This window comes from Nocardia sp. PE-7 (assembly GCF_030486425.1).
Taxonomy (GTDB): Bacteria; Actinomycetota; Actinomycetes; order Mycobacteriales; family Mycobacteriaceae; genus Nocardia; species Nocardia salmonicida_A.
This window is the reverse complement of the sequence record NZ_CP129614.1, coordinates 994544-1018603: the sequence shown is the minus strand read 5'-3', so window position 1 is coordinate 1018603 and position 24060 is coordinate 994544. Positions and strand designations below refer to the sequence as shown.

Here is a 24060-nt window from a genome sequence, read left to right as displayed (position 1 = left end):
GCCTACGACGCTTCGGTCGACTGCGGGGCGATTTGCCCGGTGCCGCAGCCCCATCCGTTCGCGCTGTAGACACCGTCGCTGTCGAGACGGGCCTGCGGCGAGAGCAGCATGTCGGCCTCGAGCTGACGGATCTGCTTGGCCGGCGTGCCGTCGGCGCCGAGGCGACGATCGGCGGGCTTCTCGTACAGTGCCGACCCGCCGCACATGGCCTCGGCGAAGCGCTGCCTACCCGCGAGCTGACGCGTCTGCGCCCGCTCCTGGTACTCCGCCCGCGCGGCCGGGTCGATCGCGGCCAGGAACGCCTGCGGATGGACCACCGCGAGCAGACCGGACACGTGGCCGAAGCCGAGCGAGGTCACCAGACCCGCCTTGAGCGCGAACTTCTCGCCGAAACGCAGCGGCTCGCGCGCCCACACCAGGTGCGGGTAGCCGGCCATCTTCTCGTCGACACAGTCCAGGCTGCGGTTCGGCGGCACCACGCCGTTCTCCAGCACCTGGCACAGGCCGATGAGCTGGAATGCCGCCGCGCCGCCCTTGGCATGGCCGGTGAGGCTCTTCTGCGAGACCACGAACAGCGGTGCGCCGCTGGTACGACCCAGCGCGCCTGCGAGCCGCTCGTGCAGCTCCGACTCGTTGGGGTCGTTGGCCGCGGTGGAGGTGTCGTGTTTGGAGATCACCGCGATGTCGTCGGGGGTCACGCCGAGCTTGCGCAGTTCGGCCGCCAGTCGCGACTCGCTGCCGCCACGCCCCGCACCCAGCGCGCCGAGACCCGGCGCCGGGATGGAGGTGTGCACGCCGTCGGCGAAGGACTGGGCGAAGGCGACGACGCCGAGCACCGGCAGACCCATCTCCACGGCCACGTCACCGCGGGCCAGCAGCACGGTGCCGCCACCCTGCGATTCCACGAACCCGCCGCGACGGCGATCGTTGGCGCGGGAGAAGTAGCGGTCGCTGATTCCCTTGGCGCGCATGCTCGCCGAGTCGGCGGTGGCCGACATGTCACCGAAGCCGACGATGCCTTCGATACCCAGGTCGTCGAAACCGCCGGCGACCACGACCTCGGCCTTGCCGAGCCGGATCTTGTCGACGCCTTCCTCGACCGAGACCGCCGCCGTGGCGCAGGCCGCGACCGGGTGCACCATGGCGCCGTAGCTGCCCACGTAGGACTGCACCACGTGCGCCAGAGCGACGTTGGGCAGTGCTTCCTGCAGGATGTCGTTCGGGCGCGGTTCGCCGAGCAGGTTGTCGACGTAGAGCGAGCGCATCGAGGACATGCCGCCCATGCCGGTGCCCTGGGTGTTGGCCACCAGGCTCGGGTGCACCCAGCTCATCAGCTCGTCGGGACTGAAGCCCGCGCCGACGAACGCGTCGACGGTGCAGACGATGTTCCACAGCGCGACCCGGTCGATCGAGGCAGCCATGTCGGCCGAGACGCCCCAGATGGTGGGGTCCCAGCCGGTCGGGATCTGGCCGCCGACCACGCGGGAGAGCTTCGCCTTGCGCGGCACGCGGATCTCGGTGCCGGCCTGACGGGTGACGGTCCAGTCGCCCGAGCCCTCGACCGGGCTGATCACCGTGTGCTCGGGATCGGCGGTGGCGAAGGCCCGTGCCTCGGCCTCGTTGGCGACCGTGAACGTCAGGTCCTGATCGAGGAACACCGAGGTGAGCAGCGGGGCCGCGTTGTCGAGCATGGCGCCGTCGTCTTCGTAGCGGCGCACACCGCAGCGTTCCACGACGGTGTCGTGGTACCGCTCCGCCACCTCGGCTTCCGGCACGAAGTCGCCGGACTCGGTGTCGTACCAGCCGGGCTTCGGCTCGTTCTCCCAGCGGATCAGACCGGTGGTCCAGGCCAGTTCGAGCACGCCCGCGGCCGAGAGCTGGTCTTCGACCTCCATCTCGAAGCGGGTGCGCGAGGAGCCGTACGGGCCGAGTTCACCGGCGCCGACGATGACGACCATGTCGCGCAGTTCCGCGGTGACCGGAGCCCAATCGGGCACGGGCAGCGCCGAACTCAGGGTGGGCGGTGCGGGCAGCGCGGCGATGGTCGCGGTGGTGGCGGCTTCCTCGATCTGCTCGGCCGCGGCCTCCTGCGCCTGCTTGGCGAGCGCGGGCAGGTCGAGCTTGGCGCGAGCCAGACCGCCGGTGAGGTCGATCTGCTGCGGGCCGGTGAGCGTCACCTGACGAGCGCGCGAGGTGCACCATTTGAGCAGTTCGTCGGCCATCTCGGTGGTCGACCAGGTCTGCACGCCCGCCTTCTCCACGGCCTCGACCATGGGGTCGTTGTGACCCATCAGCCCGGTGCCGCGCACCCAGCCGATCAGCGCGTGCACCAGCGTCACCCGGGTGGCCCAGGACTTCTCGGCCTTCCACTTGGTGACGACCGCGTCGAGCGCGGCCTTGGCTTCGCCGTAGGCGCCGTCGCCGCCGAAGAGGCCACGATTGGGCGAACCCGGCAGCACGACATGCAGTTTCGCGTCGACGTCGTGGTCGGCGTTGAGGGCGGACAGGCCGCCGATCAGCCGTTCCACCGACCAGAGCAGGACCCGCATCTCCATTTCGGCGCGGGCGCCCGCGTCGGCGAGGTCGCCCGCGACGCGCGGCGCCGCGAACGGCAGCAGCATCGTCGGGGTCATGGCGTCCTTGACCTTGATCTTGGCGCCGCCCGCGTTGTCGACCTGCTCGGTGCCGACCCACTCGATCAGCGCGTCGAGGTCCTGGTAGGAGGCCATATTGGCCGGGACCACCCACAGCGCCGCGCCGTGGCGGGCGTTGTCGCGGTAGAGCGAGCGGTAGAACCGCAGCCGCTGGTCGTCGAGACCGGAGGTGGTGACCACCACGGTCGCGCCACCGGAGAGGAGCTTGCCGGTGACGGCTGCCGCGATGGAACCCTTGCTGGCGCCGGTGATCACGGCGAGGTCGTCGGACCACAGACCCGGCTCGGTGGTGTCGAGCGCGGCTTCGGCGATCTTCGCGTACACCCCGGCCAGCACCGAACGGGCCTCGTGCATGGCCCGCTGACGCCACCAACTGGCCTGGGCGGCAACAGCTTCACCGGCACCGACGAAACCGTCGATCGACTGCTCCGCGGTGGCGGCATCGTCGCCGAGCCACATCTTCGCGAGGTCTTCCCTGGCGGTGGCCCAGCGGTCGTCGATGAGCACGGCCTTGCGGGCGTCGAACGCGGGAGCGACCAGACGCGGCCAGTCCGAACCCAGTTCGGCCGAGACGAGGTCGGCGAGCGTATCGGGGGTCGCCTCGGGTGCGCTGATCTTCTCGCTGAGGCCGAGCTGTTCGAGCACGACCCTGGCCGCGGTGGCGAGCACGCCGTCGCGTCCGGTGATCTGCTCGGTGAACTCGCCGAGCGCGGCAGCGTCGACGGTGCCGCCGGTGGCGCCGCCCGCCGAGGGCATCGAGACCGCGACACCGCGCCGTGCGGCCACAGCCTGCACCGCGGCGTCGATGGCGGCGTCGACCGAAGCCGCATCGCTGAGCGCGCCGCCTGCGAGACCGCCGAGGTCACCGCCGCGCACGCTCGCACCTTCACGGGTGCCGAGGGAGACCTCGGCGGTGACGTGGCTGGCCCAGCCGTCGCCGAGTTCCCAGACCTTCTTGACCCGGTCGGCGATGGCGGCGGGCCGCTTGCCGGAGGGGCCGAAGACCTTGCGCAGGTGGTCGCCGATGGCGTCGGTGAGCACGGTGCCGAAGGGCTTGTAGGTGCGGGCAAGGCGTTCGACGGTGGCGGCCAGTGCGCCCATGTCGGCGTCGGCGGCGCCGTCGATGGCACCGAGGGAGAGTTCGGCGCCGAGGTCGACGAGCAGCTGGTTACGCCGCGAGGAGACACCGTCGCAGAGACCCTCGATGGTGTCGACCGGGCCGATCTGGTCCATCCGCAGCTTGGTCCACAGCGCGATGAGCACGCGGGTGGCGTCGGCGGCGCTGAACGCGATGTCGTCGGGGCGCGGGCCGCCGGTCGCCACCGGAGCGGCGGCAGCAGCCACGGGGGCCGCGGCGGTCGGCGCGGCCGCGGTCTCGACCGGGGCGTCGTCGATGTCGTCGACCGGGGCCGGATCGGTGTCGGTGGAGTAGACGACCGCCGCGTCACGTTCGACGTTGACGACCTCCACGGTCACCCCACCGAACCCGGGCAGCTTCAGCGTCTGCGAGGCCAGGTTCGCCACGGTCGGGGTGGCGCCGAGGCCGATCTCGACGAACCGCTCCACGCCGAGACCACCGTGGGCGGTGTCGGAGAAGAGCAGGTCCTGGGTCTCGATCCAGCGCACCGGGCTGGCGAACTGCCAGGCCAGCAGCTCGATCAGCACCACGCGGCACAGCTCGGCATCGCGCGTGGCCCAGCTGTCGAAGTCGGCCAGCACGGCCGCGAGAGGCTCCGACGGCACGAGTTCGGCGATCTCGGTGAGGAAGGCGCGGTCCAGCGAGAACGGACGGGGCACCAGGTTCGGAATGTAGCGTCCGACCAGCACCTCCGGGCGCACCTCGGCGGGCAGCAGCTGCTCGAGCTTGTGCCGGAACTCCGGCACGCCGTCGCGCAGCACCGAGGAGTGGAACGGCACGTCGATGCCGGGCACCAGGATGAAGGCTCGCTTGCCGCCGAATTCGGCACGGCGACGGTCGATTTCGGTCTCGAGTGCCTCGAGCCCGGCGACCGTGCCCGCGATGGCGTACTGGGAGCCGCGCAGGTTGAGATTCACCACCTCGAGGAATTCGCCGGTCTCCGCGCCGATCCCGTTGACGAAGTCGATCACCTCGGGGTCGGGCAGTCCGATCTGCGAGGGGCGGATGGCGGCCATCCGGTAGTCGCTGCGGCCCTGCGCGTCACGCGGCACCAGTTCGTGCATGGCCGAGCCACGCTGGAACACGACCTCGAGCACGGCTTCCAACGGCAGCACCCCGGCGACGGCGGCGAGGGCGTTGTACTCACCGACCGAGTGACCGGCCAGCATCGCGCCTTCGACGAACGCGCCCGATTCCCGCAGCTCGGCGACCTGGGCGACGCCGAGGGTGGCCATCGCGACCTGGGTGAACTGGGTCAGGTGCAGCACGCCGTCCGGGTGCCGGTGTTCGACACCGCGCGCCTTGAGGTAGGTCGGGTTGTCGCGCACCACCGCCAGGATCGAGAAACCGAGGGCGTCGCGGGTGTGCGCGTCGGCACGCTCCCATACCCGCTTGGCCGCCTTCGAGCGGGTCAGCGCGTCCAGGCCCATCCCCTTGCGCTGGATGCCCTGGCCCGGGAAGGCGTACACGGTCTTCGGGGCGGCGGTGCGCCCGGTCGCGGTCATGACCAGGTCACCGTCGACGCGGCAGGAGACCTCGACGATCTCGGCGCCCGCGTCCACCGCGATCCGCTCCACCCGCACGTCCACGGTCGCGCCGGGGCGCACCATGCCGAGGAACCGGGTGGTCCATGCCGTGAGAGTGCGTGCGGGAACGGAGCTTTCGGGATCCACCGCCACCACCGCGTGCTGGGCGGCGGCCGAGAGCCACATGCCGTGCACGATCGGGCTGCCGAGGCCGGCCAGCTTGGCGGCGGCGTCGGAGGTGTGGATCGGGTTGTGGTCGCCGGAGACCGCGGCGAACGCGTGCATGGCGCGCGGGGCGGCCATGCTCACGTCGCGGCGACGGCGGCGGGGGGTGTCGGTGGCGTCGTCGGAGACCGCACCGGCCGCGCGCGGCGGATCGGTGAGCTCACCCGCGCCGTTGCGGCCGCGGATGGCGAAGCGTTCGACGAGTCGGGCCAGCGGGGTGGCGTCGAGTCCCTGATCCAGGATCAGGCCGATGTTCACCTCGACCTCGACCACCCGGCCCATGTCGGTGTCGATCACCGCGCCGCCTTCGGCGCGAACGACAAGAATGCTGGTCTCCGAGGGCAGTTCGTTCAGCAGTTCGATCTGGTGATCCAGGTGGACCAGGTCGAGCATGCCCTCGATGACGGAGCCGCCGACCGGGGTGCGGGCCGCGCCGAGCACCGCGAAGACCGCGGGCCAGCAGGCGCCGACGAGCACATCGGGAGCGGTACGGCCGAGAGTGCTGAGGGTGTCGGGCAGGCCCGAGCCCGTGACACCGGCGTGGTCGGCGATCAGATCCGGCATCCAAGCCAGGTTGAGGTGCGCCACACCGGCTTTCACCTCAGGCAGCGACTTTCCGGCGGCGACGCCGAGCAGGGCCGACATCGCGGTCTCGGCATCGGCGTCGGTGATCACCGGCGCGCCACCGGAATACACGCTCGCGGGCACGGTGATGCGGATCCGCACGGAATCGCGGACCAGCGGCACCGTCAGCTCCACGTAGCCGAATTCGGCTTCGGGACCGGTGGTTTCGGTCAGGGTGGCGCCGGTGGCGCGATGCACCGCACTCCCCTGCTCGACGATCCATTCCGAGACGTCACCGAGGCGATGCACCGGGTTGACGGTGGTGCGACCGGCCCACTGCACGTCGGGGGCGGCGAGCACGGTGTCGATCGGTCCCGCCACCACACCGGCGACGCGACGCGCGTCCACCGGCTCGGGGACGACACCGGCCCGGACCAGGCTGTACGCGGTGTCCTGTTCGAAGCGGTCGAGCAGCTCACCGACGGGCTCGTCCACGCGGGTGATACCGGCGACGGCGACGGTGCCGGGGATGACGCACACCTGATCGGCCGAGTACCGCGGATCGTGGGCCTGCCACAGCGAGTCCGAACGCCACCAGCGACGCACATCGGCGTCGACGACGGGCACGAAGTTCACCGGCTTGCCCGGCGTCTTGCACAGCGAGACGAAGAACGGCACGTCGGCCGGGTGCAGCACGGTGTCGGCGATCGCCGGGTACTGCTTCTGCAGCGCGCACAGTGCCTGCACCGGGTGCTCGAAGGCCTCGTCGTCGGCGAACAGGGTTTCGATCTCACCGCTGTCGGCCGGGTTGAGCCGGGACTCGGTGCGGCGCATCATCTCCGCGAACCGGTCGCGCCAGCTGATGTCGAGCCAGTCCGAGCGGGTGGCGTCGCGGATCGCGTCACCGATATCGCTGCCGCAATCGAACGAGATCGGCACTTCGCTCGTCACGGCCAGGGAGACATAGCGTTCCAGCCACTGCTGGTAGGTCATGGTGGCGACATCGCCGAAGTAGGGCTTGGCGGTGGCGTCGAGCGCCGCGATGATCTCGGCGCGACGGCTCGCCACGGCATCGGCATCGCCGGCGACCTCGTCGAGCAGGCGGCCGGTCCGCGAGGCGGCATTGTCGATCTCGTGGATGTCGGCGCCCAATTGGCTGCGCCCGGAGGCCATTCCACCGCTGGCGGTGCCCGCACCGACCCAGTCGGGGGTGCCGGGGGTGTCGACGAGCAGCTGCTTCACCGCGGGGGCGGTGGTCGCTTCGAGGGTAGCCATGGCCGCGGTGCCGACGAGCACGCCGTCCAGGGGCATGAGCGGGTAGCCGTGGCCGGTGGACCAGGTGCCGGTGAGGTAGTCGGTGGCGCGTTCGGGAGTGCCGATGCCGCCGCCGACGCAGATCACCACGTTGGCGTGGCCGCGCAGCTCGGCGTAGGTGGCCAGCAGCAGGTCGTCGAGGTCTTCCCAGGAGTGGTGCCCGCCGGCCTTGCCGCCTTCGATGTGCATGATCACCGGGTAGTCCGGAACGGCGTCGGCGATGCGCAGCACGGCCTTGATCTGGGCGACGGTGCCCGGCTTGAACGCGACGTGGCTGATGCCCGCCTCGGACAGCTCACCGATCAGCGCGACGGCCTCGTCGAGTTCGGGGATGCCCGCGGTGACGATCACTCCGTCGATCGGCGCACCCGCCGCCCGTGCCTTCTGCACCAGGCGCTTGCCGCCCAGCTGCAGCTTCCACAGGTAGGGGTCGAGGAACAGCGAGTTGAACTGCACGGCGCGACCCGGCTGCAGCAGCTGACGCAGCTCGGTGACCCGATCGGCGAAGATCTGCTCGGTGACCTGACCGCCACCGGCCAGCTCGGCCCAGTGGCCCGCATTGGCCGCGGCCGCGACGATCTTCGCGTCGACGGTCGTCGGGGTCATGCCCGCGAGCAGGATCGGCGAGCGGCCGGTGAGCTTGGTGAACGAGGTCTCGACGACGATGCGCCCGTTGGGCAGACGCACCGGCTTCGGCGCGAAGGCCGACCACGGCGTCGACGGCTCCGGCGCGGCGCCCGGGGTGAGCAGGCTGCGCTGACCGGCGCGGGTGGCGGCGGCGATCACGCCGACACCGGTGCCCTTGAGCGAACCGCCGGTCACCCGCGAGAGCAGGTCGCCGGGGCCGAGGTCGAGGATCCACTGCGCGCCCGCTTCGACCACGGCGTCGACGGTGGCGACCCAGTCGATCGGGTCGACGAGCACCTGCTGGGTCAGCGCGGCGGCGAGATCGGCGTCGATCTCGCACTGGCGGGCCCAGCCTGCGACCAGTTCGACGGTCTCGGCCAGCGCCGGGTGGTGGAAGGCGACGTCGACGGAGATGTCTTCGAACACGGGCGCGAACACCGCGCCACCACGAGCCTTGCTCTCGCGCTCGCGGGTCTGCTCGTCGTGCAGCTGCGCGCAACGAACGCGCACCCGATCGATCTGCGCGGGCGCACCCGAGATCACGACGCGCCTGCGTCCGTTGCGGATCGACACCACCGCGGCGATGGCGGGATCGACGCCCTCGGCGACCTCGGCGACGATCGCCCGCAGCTGCTCCGGATCCACATTCGACACGGCCACCATCGGCGAGCGCTCGCCCACCGGCATCAGTCCACGCCTACGCGCGACGAGCCCGGCGGCCGCACCCACGAGCTGAGAAATGGCCAGCAGCTCCGCGTCACGCGTGCCGCCCGCTTCGACCGCGGCGGCGGCGAACAGCCCCTGCGAATGTCCGACGATCGCGACCGGCGCGTGCTCGGCCGGGTCGAGACCCTGCAACCGCAATGCCCTGGTCGCGGCGAGCTGGGTCAGCAGCACACCCGGCATGGAAACGGGCACCGACCGCAGCACCGAGTCCGCGGGCGCGGACGAGGGCTCCTCCGGCTCGTCGAGCTCGCTCTCGAGCACCCAGCCCATCGGGTCGAATCCACCGGGGCGCACCACCAGCAACTGCGCCGCAACCGGCTCGATCAGCGCGGCCGCGTCATGGACCAGCGCGGCCAGCTCGGACTCCAACGCGCTGTCGCGCCCGATCTCCTCGAGCTCGCGCAGCCACTGGGCACCCTGTCCGCCGAACGCCAACGCGTAGCCCGCTCCGGTGCGCAGCTGCTCCAGCAGCGCCGCGCGGACGCCCCTGGCCTGGCCGCGACCATTCGCTTTCGTGGTCGCTTCCGTGCCGATTTCGGTGCTCTCGTTGATCGTCAAGACGCTCGACTTCCTTCTCCTGGCGTGTCGCCCACCGACGGCACGCACACGTATCCGGCAGCCCCTTGGGCCTGTTGAGAGCCACGATCGCACAAAATCATGAGGAAAGCCTCACGTTTCCAGCCCAGTAGCGAGCTACCGCCCAGTATTTTCGTACGTCCGTACCAGAATAGTGCGAAACATGACGCAGCCTCATGTTTGAACGCGCAGGTCCGGCCTGTTACTCGGGTTCTCAAACATGAGTGCCCCTCACATTGAGGTTTACCGAATCGTTATAACCCCAGGTCGTGTTACCCACGAGTACGCCACGCCGCCCCTACGCTTCGCACAGCCCGATTCGCCCGGTAGAGTTTGGACGGTCGTACACATCCAAGCGCGAGTGGCGAAATTGGCAGACGCGCCAGATTTAGGTTCTGGTGTCCACGGACGTAGGGGTTCAAGTCCCCTCTCGCGCACAGATTCCTGGCTTTCGAGCCGGATCAGGGCCTCTGCGCACCAGCGGGTGCGCGAGCGCCCGGGGTGATCAGCGATGATCGAGCCGCCGACTCCTCCACTGCCCGGGCCGGCAGAACGTATCCACGGCCCGTTGCCAGCGTTCGCCGTTCCCCGATCAGCCAACAACAACCTTGTCTGCGGGATAGCTGTAGTCGGCGAGTCCGGACGTGTCGCCGACCCAGCCCGAGGCCATGTTCGTGGCGTCGACACCACCAGCGCCTTATCGGCCTTCCGAGCCAATCGGTGACGAGCGCCGAAGGCGTCGATGGGCCAATACCCACCACACCGTCATCAGGTCGTGGGTGTGCGCGAGATCCAGGCGGGTCAGTTCCTGGAACCGCGAAAGCCGATAGCGCACCGTGTTGCGATGGACGATCAGCGCGGCGGCGGTCGCGTCGGTGTTCCTGTCGTGTTCGAGGAAGGCCCAGACGGTGTCTTCCATGTCGCGGCGTCCGGCTCGTCCGTCGTCGAGCACTGCGCAGTGTCGGCGCTCGAGTCTTTCGACATCGCCGGTCCCCAGCATCGCCAGGGGATACGGTCCGAGATCGGCGAGGGTGACCACTCCCCTGCGACCGAAAACCTGGGCCAGTCGCAGCGTCGTGGTGGCCTCGTCGAAGGAGCTCGCCATGGCGGTGAGCGGTGCGGGTTCGGCGAGGGCGACCAACCACCGATCCTCGACAACCGGCGGCCGCGGTACCACCCCGAACAACTCCCCCTCGGCGACCGCGACGACCGGTCGCCGCTCGCCGGTAGCACTCGTGCGGGCCACCAAGGCCATCAGCGCGGGCAGGTCATCGACGTCGTCCGGTCGCGCGCGCAACGGTTGATAGAGCGTGGCCAGGTCGATCCCGAACACACAGGCATCGGTGGCCAGACGTTGCGTGGACAGATGTCCGCCCAACAGTGCGCGGAGGAACTGCACGCGCTGTCCGGCGTTCCGGCGCGGGCCCTCCGCGATCATGTCGTGCTGGATTTCGGCGATGACTCCGGCGGCGTCGTTGGCGAACTCCCACGCCACGTCGTGAGCCCGGAGCACCACTCTTGGCGGCAGCCCGCGCCGGGAGGCTTCCTCGTCGAGGGCCGCGAGCACGAACCGGGCGACGAGTTGGATGCTGCGAGTGAGGGTTTCCAGCGGGAAGCCCTGCCGCATCCGTCGGCGGGCCAGCTCACGCACCGCGCTGATGTTGCAGGCGGCGGGCGCGGTGAGAGTCGCCGACACGTGCTCCAAGACCGATCGGACGATGGGCGCGGTGAAGAAGGCGATGTCGGAGGATGTCAGGACCGTGTACTCGGGCACCTGCACGCGCAGCTGGGCGACCAGCCGTTCGACCCGCTCGTCGATACCGGTCACATAGTCGGTCAACAACACACGCAGCTCGTCGAAATCACTCGACTGCTCGAGGCTGGATCCACTCACGAAAGCAGCAATCTGGTTCGGACTGTGCACTGCTCGAATCCTGTCGTTGCTCGCGCCGTGCCTACCGAGCCCATCGCACGCTTGTGCGGGTTGTCAGCGGGGAACGGCGTCGGTGGACCGGATGGTGGCCACGATCAGCGCGGCAACTCCCCGATGCCCGGCGAAGGTCGGGTGGTAGGGCAGCATGGTGTCGCCACCGACCACTGGATCGAACCAGCGGGTATCGGCCGCCGAGCACATACCGTGACCGGTCGAAGCCTGGCGCGTGTCGATGTAGATCGCGCCGTGGGCGGTGGCCTCGCGACTGACCACGGCGTTGAGGCGGTCGAACTTCGACTGGATGTAGGCCGCGTCGTCGGCGAGCAGCCCCACCATCGCCGAGCAAGTTCCCGGGTCGAAGTAGGTGGGCCAGCCGTCGACGAAGATCGTGGCCTTCGGCGCGCGGCGGTGGATCTCATCCAGCGCGGACGTGTAGGCGGGAGTGATGGCATCGATGGCGGCGTCCCAGGCAGGATCGGCCGCCGCCGCGCAACTTCCGGTGACCGCGGCGGCATGGCAGCTGCCGATGAACTTGGTCATGTCGGCGTCGTTGGCGCCGATGTGCAGTGTGACGATGTCGGTATCGGGTCCGAGCGCCTCGAACTGCGGCGGGACTACCCCCGACTGGCGCCCGCTCAGGTCGCGGATCTTCGCCGAACTGCACGTGCGGTCCTCGTAGCTGATCCCCAGTGCGTCGGCGATCAGGGCCGGGGCGTTCGCTGTCGAGCGCGCGCACAGCAGCGGTGCCGTCGGATCGATGTTCAGCACACCCGTGGTCGCCGCGCCCGAATCGCCCAAGGCGACATAACGGGCCCCACTCGCCGGTGACGGCTGGGCACCGGCGGTAGGCACGGCGATCAGCGCGAGCACGGCCGCGCCGACGGCGGCTCGGCAGAGCCGGCGAGTGATCAGCTTTCTCATCATCGAGTTCATGTGATCTCTTTCGATCTACGTCTGCGCCATCCCACGCGAAAGCGCCTCGCGCGCGTTGAGACGTAAGCGTCTCAACGATGGCCACTATGGCACGAGTGTGGCGTAGATCGCAATCACCCACCGAGAGATCCCACCGGTGCTCGCGCGCGACGATGCCGTCGGTCGACTCCGCGCAGGTCGGCAGGGTCGACCACGGCACCGGCCCGCGGCGAACGACCAGGTAGCTACAGCCCCTTCACAGCCTCCTGCAACACCCGATCGATGTCCGCGGGCGCGACACCGAGCTCTTCGGCGATTTCCTTCTCTGCCCTGGTCACAGCCTTCTCGATGGCTTCTTTGACCTTGAGCTCCCCGATGACGACGAGTCCGGCCTGGCCGGGGTCGATGAAGTCGCCGAGTTCTTTGACCTTCGAACGCGATATCCCCTTGGCGAGGTGCCCGCCGACACTGCCGATGACGCCGCCGACAGCTGCCGATGCGAGGATTCCGGGCGGGAAGATCAGTCCGAGGACCGCGCCTGCCGCGATACCGCCCCAGGCGCCGTGGCGGGTGGCTGTCTCGTCCTTGTTCTCGTGCACCTTGCCGTTGGCGTCTTTGGTGACCACGGCCGCGTCGTAGGAGCCGACCAAGCCCTCGCTGTGCAGATCCTTGACGACCTGGTAGTCGTCGCGAGCGGCGGCCTCGTTCGCATAGGTCGCGAGATAGATGAATGTCTCGTCGTCTTTCTTTGCCACAGGATCCTCCGTTTCCGGCGTACGCGGTCGGTCGACCACACCGCAAGGCTTCCCCGCCGGCGTCGGCCGGTCGTCACCCGCGAGGGATGAGATCGCGAAACCGACGGCCGCCCGGGACGGTTGCGAACCTGAAACATCGCGGTATCGACGGGAATGTGTCCGATAAACTCGCTGCGTGTCGAGATCGACGGATCGTGGGCGATCGACCCGGATCGCGAGCACCACCCTTTAATCGGCGCTGCGCGGATTCGTGCGCGCACTCTGCCGTCCCTACCGGAATGCGCGACAGCCCGTATCCGGTGTTCGCTGCAGCAAGGGGCAAGCCATGACCGAGCACAATCCTTCCGTACATCGTCCCGTTCCCGAGGAAGAGCCTTTCGAGCGGCAAGCCGCTGCCGCGGGGATCGCCATTCTGGCCGCGATCATGCTGTTCATCACCGCGGCGGCCTCCATACTCGAGGGAATCGCCGCGATCGCCGAAGACGAGTTCTATGTCGCCGGTATCAGTTATGTCTACGAATTCGACGCGACCACGTGGGGATGGATCCATGTCGTCCTCGGGGTGATCGCGATCATCTGCTCGATCGGTTTGATGTCGGGCGCCGCGTGGGCCCGATACTCGGCCGTGGGTATCGCGGCGCTGGTGATGATCGCGAACTTCTTGTCCCTGCCCTACTACCCCGCGTGGTCCATCTTGATCATCGCGCTGAGCGTCGTGGTCATCTGGGCTGTCACCGCCTGGCAGCCGGTTCCCCATCATCGTCGGCGGTGACGGCCGATATCGCGATCTGAATCAGGATGGCGTCGCCAGGCCTTCCGGAACGCGTCTCATACGGAACGAATTGAGCAATCCGATGAGACCGGCCAGGAGCGGAACCAGCAGCGCCACCTGCAGAGCGAAGGGCCGAGCGTCGGTGTTGATGCGGATGATCTCGTCACGGATCTGCGGAGGTTCGTCGACGAGCAGCTGATCGAGTTGGGTATTGCTCATGACCTCGGCGTCGTCCTCCAGTGCCTGCGCCACCTGTTGTTGCTGTGCCTGCGGGAGCACCGTGCTCGATTCCGCCATGCTCGTGAACGTGATCGACAAGGTCGCCAGCATGATGGCACCGGCGAACGCCAGGCCGAAGGACAACCCGAACGACCCGGCCGCCGAATTGACGCCGGCGGCTTCGCTGATCCGCTCCTCCTCGATCGGGGCCAGTGTGTAGTTGTTGAGCTGCGACACCAGCAGCCCCAACCCCGAACCCGCGATGATGAGCGGGAATACCAGCCCCCAGCCGAATTCCGCTCGCGGAACGATCGGAATGAGCACCACTATCCCGACCGTGAGGAGCACGAATCCCCACCGGATGATGGTGCGCGCCGGCCGATCGCCCGCGTATCTGCCTGCGAGCAGCGCGACGGCGAACATGCTCAACGACAGGGGTGCGATGGACAGGCCCGCTTGCATCGCGTTGTACTCGAGCACCATCTGCAAATAGATCGGCAGGGCGATCATCGTGCCGCCGAGGGCGATCTGCTGGAGCATCTGCCCTGAGATACCCAGCCGGAAGATCTTGGATCGGAACAAGTCCGGGTCGAGCAGCGTCGGCTTTCCCGCGCGCTTGCGCCGGACCAGCCAATAGGCGAGGCCGGCCAGCGCGATCGAGCCGAGAGCCAGGAGCGCACCGACCGATTCGCCGCCCTCCTGCCACACCAGGATTCCCAGCACTATCCCGCCCATGCCGAAAACCGACAGCACCGCCCCGACCATGTCGACGCTGCGGGGGCCGGTGTAGGACACATCGCGAACAATTCCCATCCCGGACAGCACGATCGCGATAACGACGACCTCCAACACGAACCCGACCCGCCACGACAGGTAGGTGGTGATGAAGCCTCCGAGCAGTGGGCCGATCGCGGCCGCGATCGCAGCCGCCGCGCCGACGAGGGCATAGACCTTCTTCTGCGCCGCTCCTTCGAAGTTGCCGTGGATCAGCGATTGCATGGCGGGCAACAACAGCGACGCGCCGATCCCGCCGAGCACGGCCCAGAAGATGACGATCGCGGCCAGGCTCTGCGCGAACGCCATCGCCGACGCCCCCACCGCGTAGCCGATCAGACCCAGCGCATAGGCCCGCTTGCGTCCGATCAGATCGCCTACTTTGCCGCCGATCAGGATGAACGCGGCCGAAACCAGCGCTTCCAAGGCGATCGCCGCTTGGACCCCGCTGACAGTGGTGTCGAGATCGCGTACTACCGCCGAGATCGACACGTTCATCAGCGATGTGTCGACGACGAGCACGAACATCGCCATCGCCAGCATCGCCGCCAGCAGACGTCGAGTGCGCGCCTGCCCCGCCGAATTGTTCGTCGACCCGTCGCTCATCGAAGCCCGCCCGTCTCGGCAGTTGTGACGTACTCCTGGAAAGCGACCACGGCCGCCGCGGCGATCGGATTCGGATCTGTCGCCCGAAGGCCGGCCGGGAGTTGCCGCTCCTCGGCCGGATGTCCGGCGATTTACACCAGCTCGGGAACTCGCAGGTGTGCGAAGCCGAGTCTGAACTCCGCCACCTCGAGGACGTCGGCTTTCATCACCCGGGTCGTCGAGTCCCGCAGTCGATCCACGTGGGGGCGGCTGTTGTCCAATTCCTCGCGGCTGGACCAGACAGTCGATCCCACTCCTCGTCCGGTCGCCCGGTCGACGAACAGGCTGGCGCTGCGGAATCCTTCGATCTTCTCCAGCTCCGGCAGCAAGCCGGACTTGAACGTCTGGATCGCCAAGTCGACTCCGGCCGGGTCGACCTGGATCCAGGTGCAGCGGGTGCAGGCACTCGCGCCGGCCAGGTGATCGCGGTGCATGACCGCGACTTCCCATTCCTCGATTTTGTCGACCGAGCCGTTCAACGCCTCGGCCAGACCATCGCGCAGCGATCGGACGCGCATACTGCTGTCGTGCATCGCGGTCTCGGATTCCCACGCGGTGGTGGCGATGCATCGGCCTGTCGCCCTGTCCACCATCAGCGACATACCCACCCACCCGTGGAGCTCGGGCATATTCGGCATCACCGCGTTATGGAGGTATGCGATACCGCGGTCGATCGACGACCGCTGGGCCGCAATTGTGCTGGAACGTGCGTACACGGGGCCACCTCCTACTTTCAGGAAGGGCGGCGCCCCGGTGGGCGCCACCGGACATATCTACTGTCCTCCGAAGCGACGATCCGCACAATGCGATGGATGGTCTCCATTGCGCGGATAATTTCGGCCGTATCGAGTAGTGCCGAGGTATTGACATCGAGCGAATCAGGAGCAGACTGGATGAATACCGGAACACCGGAAATGAGCCATTCAGCCGACGGAGACGTTCGCCGACCGTAGTGACTTCGTTTTCAGGATCTGGCTAAGCCCCCGGCAAGCCAGTCGAATACCGGAGTTGTCAGCGACGACTGATCTCATGGTTTCGATGGAGACTACCGGGGACTGTTCTGTGTGGGGGCCGAGGAGCCCGGCAGAAGACAGGGCGTGCCCTTCGACAACGGCCGCCGCTTACCTCCCGTGCGACAGGTCGTCGCCTCAACTTTGGCCCCGATCGCGGACCGTCACCGAGATCGGCCCCGTGGTGTCGGCCTCGATGCGCACCAGATGGTCCGGGCCTATCCCGCTCGCGCGTCCACCCTCGACGGTGATCTCCGGTCCGTTCGGATAGTGAAGGGGGCTGATGAAGATCTCGGTCGGGGCTCCCTTCGAAGCGGGATCGTAGGTGTAGTGGAATTCTCCGGTTCCCGCGTCGAAGGACAGCGAGCGCGGAATTCCGGCGGTGGCTTGGGGATAGGTGCGGACCAGGGTGCGTAGCTTGTCGGGCTTGGTCGAGGAGAGATCACCGTCCGCGGTGAACAGGCCCTGGGCGGTGTCGGCGGTGGTGGGGTCGTTCCAGTGTTTGTAGGCCCAGTGCATCCAGCCGGTCAGGGCCTGGTCGGCGGCGGCGGTGTCGATGGCGAGCGCCCGGATATTGTCTGTCGCACCGAATTCGGTCATCAGTCCCACCGCGCCCATGCGATCGGCCTGATGCAGGGCGCGTTCTTGCGCCTGACCGCTGTAGGCGAGGCAGCCCTCGGCGTCGGTGCCGGGCAGGCCCTGTGATTGCAGGAAGATCTGGGGGCAGTAGTTGTGCCAGGAGTAGCCGATCTGTGCATCGTCGGCGATCGGCTCGAAGAAAGTCGCGACGTCACGTCCGCCCGCGAGCTGCTGGGGTTCGTACCAGACGATGCCGGACGGATCGACCTGTCTGATCGCGGCGCGGACGCGGTCCATCGCCGGTTGTAGTTCGGTGCGGTAGTGCTGTGCGCAGCCGGTGAGCGCGCACTCGGCGAACTCCGAGCCTGCCCACGGCTCGTTCATCAGGTCGTATCCCATGGAGTAGGGCTGATCTCGCCAGCGCTGGGCCACCGCCTGCCACGCCTGAGCCCAGCCGTCGAGCAGACCGAAGCGGTCGGCCCAGAAGTCGTCCCAGAGCGCGGATTGCTCGGGCGTCCAGTAACCCCAGGGGAATTCGGCTGTCGTCACCGGAAAGGGACCGAAAGCGGCCGGTCGTCGCACCGCCCAGTTCGGTACGCCTTCACCACCGTAGATTTCGTGCCACTGATCCTGATGGAAGTCGAATTGTGTCCAGATCCGGTTCGCTGCCAGTTGTCCGACGACGCGGTCCCAGCTGTCCAGGTAGTCGTTGTCGACCACGCCGGGTGCGGTGGGAGTGACTCCCGCCCACAGGGTTCCGATCCGCGCGCCGTTGAAACCGTGCTCGGCCAGCCAGGCGGCGTCGGCCGCGGTGAAGCCCTCGGCGGTGTCGGGCGGCACATACGGCGCCCGCTTCCAGACCAGGTTGACCCCGTGCACGATGACGACCCGACCGTAGTGGTCGACCAGCCACCGCCCGTCGCGACGAAGTTGCGGCACGGCGTCCACGGGAGCCGCGGTGACAACGCGCGCCTCGGTCGAGAGCAACAGGAACACGAACACGACGAGCCCGAACCGACGCAGCCACCGAGCGCTACGGAACCTGCCGCGATCGATGGTTGCCGGGTCTGTGCGCATCTGCACGACTCCTCATGGTCGATGAGTGCGAGACATGCATATATGCACCAAGGCATCCGAATACACTCGCGTATCTCTGATGAGTTTGGGGAGGCCGGTCCGAGTTGTCAAGACCCGACGATGACCCGAGCCGCAGGCCGATCCGGGGCTCGATACGCCGGTGGGCGACGTCAGCTTTCGGCGGCGGCCAGCGCGGTGAGCGAGCGGTTGAGCAGGGTCAGCGCATCGAGGAACGAGTCGTGCGGGATCCGCTCGGGGTCGGTGTGAGCGAGGGTGGCGATGCCGTGCTCCAGGGCGAGTACGAGGAGCGCGATCTGCTCGGTGGGCGCGGGCAACCGAATACCGGACGCCTCGGCGACCTGTTCCACGGTGGAGCCGAACCAGTCGATCGTGGCTCGGTCGTAGTCGCGCAGGCGATCGGCCACCTCGGGATGACGCAGAGCGTAGAGCCGGAACTCGATCAGCAGAAGGAACCGTTTCCGGTCGGCGAATCGGTTTCCGCCGTGCCCGTCGAGTGCATCGATATCCTGCTGCGCGGTGTTGCCGGAGGCGGTCAGCCTGGTGCCGTTGTCGATTTCGCGTTGTAGCCAGTTGTCGAGCAGCGCCAGGAACAGATCGGTCTTGTTCGCGAAGTTCGCGTACACCGCCCCGCGGGAGAATCCGGCGCGTTCGGCGATGTCGTCCAGTGCGGCATCGGCGAATCCCTTGTCCGCGAACACATCCTCGGCCGCGCTCAGGAGCGCGGCACGAGTCCGTTGCACGCTTTCGGCGCGAGTGAGTCTCGGCAACGGTGATCTCTCCCTCGGACTCGACAGGGCAGGGCGCGACCATCACACTACGGCCGATCGCCGCGGCACGACATCGGCGGCCACCATCGAAACCGCCGATCCGCTAGATTCATGGGATGAATTCTCCGGCCGTCTCGATGCCGCGCCCGCTGCTCGACTTCTCCCTGCTCACCGGAACCGCCATCCTGCTCGACCAGTCGGCTTACCTGGGAACGATGCTCCCGGTCCTGGTCTACCCGATCCTGGCCGTCGTCCTGCTGCTCGAGCGCAACGCCATCGAACCGGCCGCGCAGGCCCCGAACCCGTAATCCGAGACATCTTCTGCCACCGTATGATTCGTCGTCGCCGGATTCGCGACCTCCGCGAACCCGGACGAAGTAGCCTCGCGGAGTGAGCGAACAGTCGCGGGTCGCCGCCTACGCCGTCTGCGTGCGGGAAGTCGCCGGTGTCGTCGAGATGCTGCTCGCCAGGTGGGTGTCGCCCGACGGCGCCAAACAGTGGACGTTGCCGGGCGGCGGCATGCACCACGGCGAGGATCCGATCACTACCGCTGTTCGTGAGGTCGACGAGGAGACCGGATACCGCGTCGAGGTCGTCGAGCTACTCGGCATCGACTCGGTCACCTATCGATATCCGCGCGCCGGAGGTGATTTCGTGGACTTCCACGGCCTGCGGATCGTGTACGAAGGTCGGATCACCGCCGGGGAACTCCGCCACGAAACCAACGGCTCGACCGACCTCGCCGCCTGGCACCCGCTCGACGATGTCGCCCACCTCGACCGAGTCGACCTGGTGGACATCGGGATCGAGCTGTGGCGAACGAAGCCGGCCGACGGCCGCGCTTGCTCGACCCTGACGTAGCGACCGCGTTCGCAGTCGCCGGTCGGTACGCCTAGGCGAGGGTCACGTCGAGCGGCACCGCATTGCGCAAGGTGTGCCCCACCGGGGAACTGGACTGCACCTTCGCGTGCAGTTCCTCGAGCTGCTCCCGGGAGGCGTCGGTTTCGATCGACACTGTCGCGGTGATCGATTCGAAACCCGCGTGGCCCTGGGCGAGGCCGAGGAATACGTGCAGGTCGAGGTCGCCCTTCACATCGATGCGCAAGTTGTCGAGGCGAATACCGGCGACGGTGGCATTGGCCGCGTAGCCGACCGCGAGGCAGTTGCCGAGAGCGGCGAGCAGTTGTTCGACCGGGTTGGGGGCGGTGTCGCCGCCGCCGAGGGCCGCCGGTTCGTCCGAAGGGATGGCCGCGAACTTACGGATACGCGCCTCGGAGGAAAACCCTCCGTCCCACGCGACATGCGCCGCCCAGGTGGTCTGCGCCTTGGCCGGGTCGGCTTGAACCGCGGCCACGAGACCGCCTACGGCCTCGATGTTCACGTCGTTGAGGCGGGTACTGGCGTCGACGGTCATGGGAGTCTCCTTGCGACAACGGACGGGAATACTCGGACCACCACAGGGTCCTCGCCACAGCCGTCTTCCCAACAGGGTTTGCCGCAGGGTGAGTTCAGTCAGTACTCGTGCTTGATGACGAAGTAGGAGCCGCGAATGGTGCCTGCGAGCTTCGACTTCTGCCGCGCGAACTTGAACGAGTCGAGCTCGGCGGGCACGTCCATGCCCTCGCTGAGTTTGAACCCGACCGCCCGCTTCTTCGCGTCGTCGATCGAGTACATGACATTGATCGACAACCCGCTCTCGTAGAAGACGTAGTCGATCCGAAGGTTCTCGACCTGGAAAGACGTGGCCTCCAGCGGGCGAGAAGAGATCACGATGTCCCGTTCTTCCGCGAGTATCCGGCTCACCCGGTCGACGGTCGCTGCCGCCTCGCTCGCGGGCTCCACCGTGAAGATGTGATCGTATTTATTCTTGAAGTACCGCGCCTCGTTCGCCCGCAGTCCGGCGAGCGCGTCCATGACAGGCGACGACTCCAGCCCCTGGGTCGACACGGTTGCGAAATCCACGACATAGGCCACAGCGAACTCCTCAGCGGGTCCATCACGTCACCGGCAGCATCGACATCGTCGAACCTCGCGCCCCGCCGAACCGGGGCGCGCATTACGTCGCAGCGTCAGTGCGAGTAGTCCCGAAACGTCATGACGCCGCCGACCAGGATACCCATCACCGCCAGGATGTAGACGGTGACGCGAACCCAGGTCGGCCCGTAATAACTGACCGCCATCGCGGCCCCCAGCGCTACCAGAATCAGCACCACCCCGTAGAAGGGCGTGCGTTGCTCCCTGTCAACCATCACTCCAGTGTCCGCCGACCGGGCTGCGGGTGCGATGACGATTGCGACGCGGTCTGGAAACGCACTCACCGATCGCCGCCTCTTGTTTATACGTATACATCTACATATAGTCACAAGCGTCGCCCGGCACTCCGCCGACATCCGCACGCTTGATCGGAACGAACATGACCGCACCGCAGATCACCCGTCCGGTAATGCTCCCCACCAGCGTCTACACCGGATGGGCCGGTCCCGGGCCGCGCATCGATCCCGCCCTGCGATACCTGCGCAGCGATCACACCTTCGCCCAGCTGGTCCGCTTCGCCCTGGTCGGCGGGGCCAGCAACATCGCCTATATGCTGCTGTTCCTGACCCTGCACGGCAGCGGCCCGCTGGTCGCCAATGTCGCCGGATCGATGGTGAGCACCGTGATCGCCAACGAATTGCACCGACACCTCACCTTCCGGGCGGGGAGCAGAGTCGGCGGGTTCACCGCGCAGTGGGAGGGCGGCGGATTGGCGCTACTCGGCCTCGGAATCAGCACGGCGGCCTTGGCCGGACTGGATTTCCTGGCGCCGAGCCTCGGCGAGACCGCCCAAGCGGGCGCCGTGCTGGTTGTCATGGCCGTGGTGGGCGGGCTGCGATTCCTGGTCCTGCGCAATTTCGTCTTCGGTCAGTAGGCTCGAGCTGCGCTGATTCATTATCGGTGGCGCCGTATCCGTGATCGCCCCAGGACGAATTCCTCTGGGCAGCAGTCGTTTACGCGTCGATCCCGCAATCGATACCCGCGCATAATCTCGTCCTGTCAGAACTGTCTGATGAATGACGGGCCCTGTAGACCGGGCGGGACAGTTCTGCTGGCCGGTCACGGTGTGCTCGTTCTCGTAGCGGCCATCGCGCCGTACGCCGCCGATCGTGCGCTGATGCGGGCCCGCCACGATGACGCCGGCCTGGACTTCGCCGAGGTCCATGTCGCCACCGCGCTCTCGGCCTGCGAGCAGCGCGACGTCAAAGGCCTGTACGCGCGCCGGGCACGGGGCGAGCTGACCCAGCTCACCGGGGTCGATGCGGCCTACGAAGAACCGCTGCTCCCCCAACTGCGGATAGACACCGCTGCCGAGACGGTCGCCGAGTCCACCGATCGCGTGCTCGAACTCCTGATCCGACGGGATCTGTTCGCCGCCCCCGTACCGAGCCGACAACCGTGAAGCAGGCAACCCGCCTCGTGCCGGCGCCGATCTTCATCCTGTCCGCGCCCCGATCCGGTTCCACCCTGCTGCGCTCGGTGCTGAACAGCCATTCACGCATTCACGCCCCGCACGAACTGCACCTGAATCTGCTGACCGTCCAGGAACTCGAGTGGACCGCCGACGACATCACCGAGCGCTACGCGAGTATCTCGCTGGACGCGCTCGGCCTGACGATCCGTGAGCTCGAACATCTGCTCTGGGACCGCCTCCTGCACCACGAACTGGAACGCAGCGGTAAGGACCGGATGGTCAACAAGACGACGAGCAGCGTGTTGACCTGGCGACGGATCGCCGCGTGCTGGCCCGATGCCCGCTACGTGTTCCTCCTGCGTCACCCGACGCAGATCGCCGACTCCTTGGGCCGTGCCTGGTCGGATCGCCGTGGAATCGACCCGGTACGAAGAACTTTGGAATTCGTGGCGGCGATGAACGAGGCCCGTGCGGCGCTCGACGGCCACGAGGTTCGCTACGAGGACCTGACCCGCCGCCCCGAGGAGACCGTGCGCGGGTTGTGCCGCTTCCTCGAGGTGGAGTGGCAGCCCTCGATGCTGGACTACGGCCGATTCGACCACGGAAGCTATGTCCGAGGTATCGGCGACTGGGGCGAGACCATCCGCTCCGGCGTCATCCAGCCGGCACGTCCGCTGCCCGCCGACCCGACCGTCCCGAACGCCCTGAAGGCGGCGTGCCGAGAATGGGGCTATCCGGCTCGTCCCTAGACACGCCCGGTCGGCGACGCGCGGGTCGACCTCGGCCCGGCGATGCGCACCGTTCTGGTCAGACCGAGATTCGGACGTCGGTGAGTTCCTCGGAGATCTGCCAGATGCGCTGAGCGTCGTCGAGGCTGCGCAGGCGACCGTAGAGTTTCTGCTCGGCGGGAGGGCCGCCGAGGTGTCCGGGTCCGCTGGGTCCGTAGAAGCGCTCGGTCTCGGCGTCGGGCGCGGTGGCGGCGTAGAGGGCGGGTAGCTTCGCCGACTCGACGGTGCCGAGGAGGATGCCCCGGGCCGACAGCCACCGGATGAGCTTGACCCCCGTGGTGTCCTCGGCGCGTCCGACCTCGGGCCGGGCGGCGAGCAGGTTCGTCGGCGCGACGCCCGGGTGAGAGAGATTGCTGGTGATGCCCCAACCGTTCGCTCGGCTGCGTCGGCCGAGTTCGAGCCCGAACAGACCGAAGGCGATCTTGGACTGGCTGTAGGCGTGCCCGCCGTTGTAGGAGCGCTCCCAGTTCAGGTCGTCCCACTTGATCCCGTGCTGGTTGGCCGCGACGCTGACCTGCGAGGTGACTCGCGCGTTCCCTGCGCGGAGCAGGGGCAAGAGGTGCCCGACCAGGGCGAAGTGCCCGAGGTGGTTGGTGCCGAACTGCAATTCGAATCCGTCGGCGGTGACCTGTCGATCCGGAGGGGTCATCACGCCCGCGTTGTTGATCAGCAGCTGGATCGGGTTGCCCTCCGCTCGTAGGGTCTTGCCGAGCGCCGCAACGGAATCCAACGAGGACAGGTCGAGTTCGCGCAGCGACACCCGAGCTTCGGGGCTCGCTTGCCGGATACTGTCGAGCGCCGCCTCGCCCTTGCGCTGATTGCGCACCGGGAGTACCACTTCGGCCCCGGCTGCCGCCAGGCGCGCCGCGATCCCCACCCCGATGCCATCGCTGGCTCCGGTGACCACCGCGCGTTGTCCGGTGAGGTCGGGAACAGTGATGTCGGGTTGCCGACGTGGCATGTCGCTTCTCCTGTGCTCGGTGTGCTGGGCTGGTGGTATCCACGATCGT

At 67.9% G+C, this 24060-nt stretch carries 18 protein-coding genes and 1 tRNA gene; 7 read left to right on the top strand and 12 right to left on the bottom strand.

Going from position 1 to position 24060, the window contains the following annotated elements; genetic code table 11:
* Positions 1-2: 2 nt before the first annotated feature.
* Positions 3-9245 carry a type I polyketide synthase gene (locus tag QX204_RS04715; RefSeq protein ID WP_301907908.1) on the bottom strand — a complete coding sequence of 3081 codons (9243 nt, stop codon included), beginning with the start codon at positions 9243-9245 and terminating at the stop codon, positions 3-5.
* 460 nt (positions 9246-9705) lie between these two features.
* Between QX204_RS04715 and QX204_RS04710 the strand changes: the two genes are divergently transcribed.
* Positions 9706-9787, top strand: a tRNA-Leu gene (locus tag QX204_RS04710).
* Positions 9788-10047: 260 nt separating this feature from the next.
* On the opposite strand, the gene QX204_RS04705 is transcribed toward QX204_RS04710, so the two are convergent.
* From QX204_RS04705 to QX204_RS04695, 3 genes are all read right to left on the bottom strand, one after another.
* Positions 10048-11244 carry a PucR family transcriptional regulator gene (locus tag QX204_RS04705; RefSeq protein ID WP_301905363.1) on the bottom strand — a complete coding sequence of 399 codons (1197 nt, stop codon included), beginning with the start codon at positions 11242-11244 and terminating at the stop codon, positions 10048-10050.
* A 93-nt stretch (positions 11245-11337) separates the two neighbouring features.
* On the bottom strand, positions 11338-12216 hold the full coding sequence (locus tag QX204_RS04700; RefSeq protein WP_301905362.1) for an SGNH/GDSL hydrolase family protein: 879 nt from the start codon (positions 12214-12216) through the stop codon (positions 11338-11340).
* 224 nt (positions 12217-12440) lie between these two features.
* A complete protein-coding gene (locus QX204_RS04695) occupies positions 12441-12950 on the bottom strand; it encodes a DUF1269 domain-containing protein (RefSeq protein ID WP_301905360.1) in 510 nt (169 codons plus the stop codon).
* 325 nt (positions 12951-13275) lie between these two features.
* Here QX204_RS04695 and QX204_RS04690 point away from each other — a divergent pair, with 325 nt between their 5' ends.
* Positions 13276-13722: a DUF7144 family membrane protein gene (locus tag QX204_RS04690; RefSeq protein WP_301905359.1), complete on the top strand. Its 447-nt coding sequence runs from the start codon at positions 13276-13278 to the stop codon at positions 13720-13722.
* Between the two features lie 21 nt (positions 13723-13743).
* Here QX204_RS04690 and QX204_RS04685 read toward each other — a convergent pair whose 3' ends face one another.
* The 4 genes from QX204_RS04685 to QX204_RS04670 all read right to left on the bottom strand — a co-directional run bounded on the left by QX204_RS04685 (position 13744) and on the right by QX204_RS04670 (position 18814).
* Complete coding sequence (locus QX204_RS04685) at positions 13744-15321, bottom strand: MFS transporter (protein ID WP_301905358.1); 1578 nt, start codon at positions 15319-15321, stop codon at positions 13744-13746.
* A 131-nt stretch (positions 15322-15452) separates the two neighbouring features.
* The gene (locus QX204_RS04680) at positions 15453-15989 is read right to left on the bottom strand and encodes a hypothetical protein (protein WP_301905357.1); all 537 of its coding nucleotides are present in this window, start codon (positions 15987-15989) and stop codon (positions 15453-15455) included.
* A gap of 519 nt (positions 15990-16508) precedes the next feature.
* The gene (locus tag QX204_RS04675; RefSeq protein WP_301905356.1) at positions 16509-18026 is read right to left on the bottom strand and encodes a cellulase family glycosylhydrolase; all 1518 of its coding nucleotides are present in this window, start codon (positions 18024-18026) and stop codon (positions 16509-16511) included.
* A 170-nt stretch (positions 18027-18196) separates the two neighbouring features.
* Positions 18197-18814 (bottom strand): TetR/AcrR family transcriptional regulator, encoded by a 618-nt coding sequence (locus QX204_RS04670; protein WP_301905355.1) that lies wholly within the window; start codon positions 18812-18814, stop codon positions 18197-18199.
* Between the two features lie 116 nt (positions 18815-18930).
* Here QX204_RS04670 and QX204_RS04665 point away from each other — a divergent pair, with 116 nt between their 5' ends.
* Positions 18931-19122 (top strand): hypothetical protein, encoded by a 192-nt coding sequence (locus QX204_RS04665; RefSeq protein WP_301905354.1) that lies wholly within the window; start codon positions 18931-18933, stop codon positions 19120-19122.
* 82 nt (positions 19123-19204) lie between these two features.
* Positions 19205-19675, top strand: coding sequence for an NUDIX hydrolase (locus tag QX204_RS04660; protein ID WP_301905353.1), 471 nt, complete (start codon positions 19205-19207; stop codon positions 19673-19675).
* 31 nt (positions 19676-19706) lie between these two features.
* On the opposite strand, the gene QX204_RS04655 is transcribed toward QX204_RS04660, so the two are convergent.
* The 3 genes from QX204_RS04655 to QX204_RS04645 form a co-directional block, all read right to left on the bottom strand.
* A complete protein-coding gene (locus QX204_RS04655) occupies positions 19707-20228 on the bottom strand; it encodes an OsmC family protein (protein WP_301905352.1) in 522 nt (173 codons plus the stop codon).
* Positions 20229-20326: 98 nt separating this feature from the next.
* Positions 20327-20788 carry a DUF8821 family protein gene (locus QX204_RS04650; RefSeq protein WP_301905351.1) on the bottom strand — a complete coding sequence of 154 codons (462 nt, stop codon included), beginning with the start codon at positions 20786-20788 and terminating at the stop codon, positions 20327-20329.
* A gap of 95 nt (positions 20789-20883) precedes the next feature.
* Positions 20884-21063 carry a hypothetical protein gene (locus tag QX204_RS04645; RefSeq protein ID WP_056821658.1) on the bottom strand — a complete coding sequence of 60 codons (180 nt, stop codon included), beginning with the start codon at positions 21061-21063 and terminating at the stop codon, positions 20884-20886.
* A gap of 164 nt (positions 21064-21227) precedes the next feature.
* Here QX204_RS04645 and QX204_RS04640 point away from each other — a divergent pair, with 164 nt between their 5' ends.
* The 3 genes from QX204_RS04640 to QX204_RS04630 all read left to right on the top strand — a co-directional run bounded on the left by QX204_RS04640 (position 21228) and on the right by QX204_RS04630 (position 23011).
* The gene (locus QX204_RS04640) at positions 21228-21722 is read left to right on the top strand and encodes a GtrA family protein (protein WP_301905350.1); all 495 of its coding nucleotides are present in this window, start codon (positions 21228-21230) and stop codon (positions 21720-21722) included.
* 138 nt (positions 21723-21860) lie between these two features.
* Positions 21861-22250 (top strand): adenylyl-sulfate kinase, encoded by a 390-nt coding sequence (locus QX204_RS04635; protein WP_301905348.1) that lies wholly within the window; start codon positions 21861-21863, stop codon positions 22248-22250.
* Positions 22247-23011 (top strand): sulfotransferase family protein, encoded by a 765-nt coding sequence (locus QX204_RS04630; RefSeq protein ID WP_301905346.1) that lies wholly within the window; start codon positions 22247-22249, stop codon positions 23009-23011. The genes QX204_RS04635 and QX204_RS04630 overlap by 4 nt, the downstream gene beginning before the upstream one ends.
* A gap of 58 nt (positions 23012-23069) precedes the next feature.
* Here the strand turns inward: QX204_RS04630 and QX204_RS04625 are convergent, their stop codons facing one another.
* Positions 23070-24011, bottom strand: a complete 942-nt coding sequence (locus QX204_RS04625; RefSeq protein ID WP_301905345.1) for an SDR family oxidoreductase — start codon at positions 24009-24011, stop codon at positions 23070-23072.
* Positions 24012-24060 lie beyond the last annotated feature (49 nt).

Coding starts and splice junctions, on each gene's coding strand:
- QX204_RS04685 (WP_301905358.1), bottom strand. CDS start 15,321: ATGAGCGACGGGTCGACGAACAATTCGGCGGGGCAGGCGCGCACTCGA.
- QX204_RS04680 (WP_301905357.1), bottom strand. CDS start 15,989: ATGCCCGAGCTCCACGGGTGGGTGGGTATGTCGCTGATGGTGGACAGG.
- QX204_RS04690 (WP_301905359.1), top strand. CDS start 13,276: ATGACCGAGCACAATCCTTCCGTACATCGTCCCGTTCCCGAGGAAGAG.
- QX204_RS04665 (WP_301905354.1), top strand. CDS start 18,931: ATGAATTCTCCGGCCGTCTCGATGCCGCGCCCGCTGCTCGACTTCTCC.
- QX204_RS04640 (WP_301905350.1), top strand. CDS start 21,228: ATGACCGCACCGCAGATCACCCGTCCGGTAATGCTCCCCACCAGCGTC.
- QX204_RS04645 (WP_056821658.1), bottom strand. CDS start 21,063: ATGGTTGACAGGGAGCAACGCACGCCCTTCTACGGGGTGGTGCTGATT.
- QX204_RS04675 (WP_301905356.1), bottom strand. CDS start 18,026: ATGCGCACAGACCCGGCAACCATCGATCGCGGCAGGTTCCGTAGCGCT.
- QX204_RS04635 (WP_301905348.1), top strand. CDS start 21,861: ATGAATGACGGGCCCTGTAGACCGGGCGGGACAGTTCTGCTGGCCGGT.
- QX204_RS04655 (WP_301905352.1), bottom strand. CDS start 20,228: ATGACCGTCGACGCCAGTACCCGCCTCAACGACGTGAACATCGAGGCC.
- QX204_RS04700 (WP_301905362.1), bottom strand. CDS start 12,216: ATGAACTCGATGATGAGAAAGCTGATCACTCGCCGGCTCTGCCGAGCC.
- QX204_RS04625 (WP_301905345.1), bottom strand. CDS start 24,011: ATGCCACGTCGGCAACCCGACATCACTGTTCCCGACCTCACCGGACAA.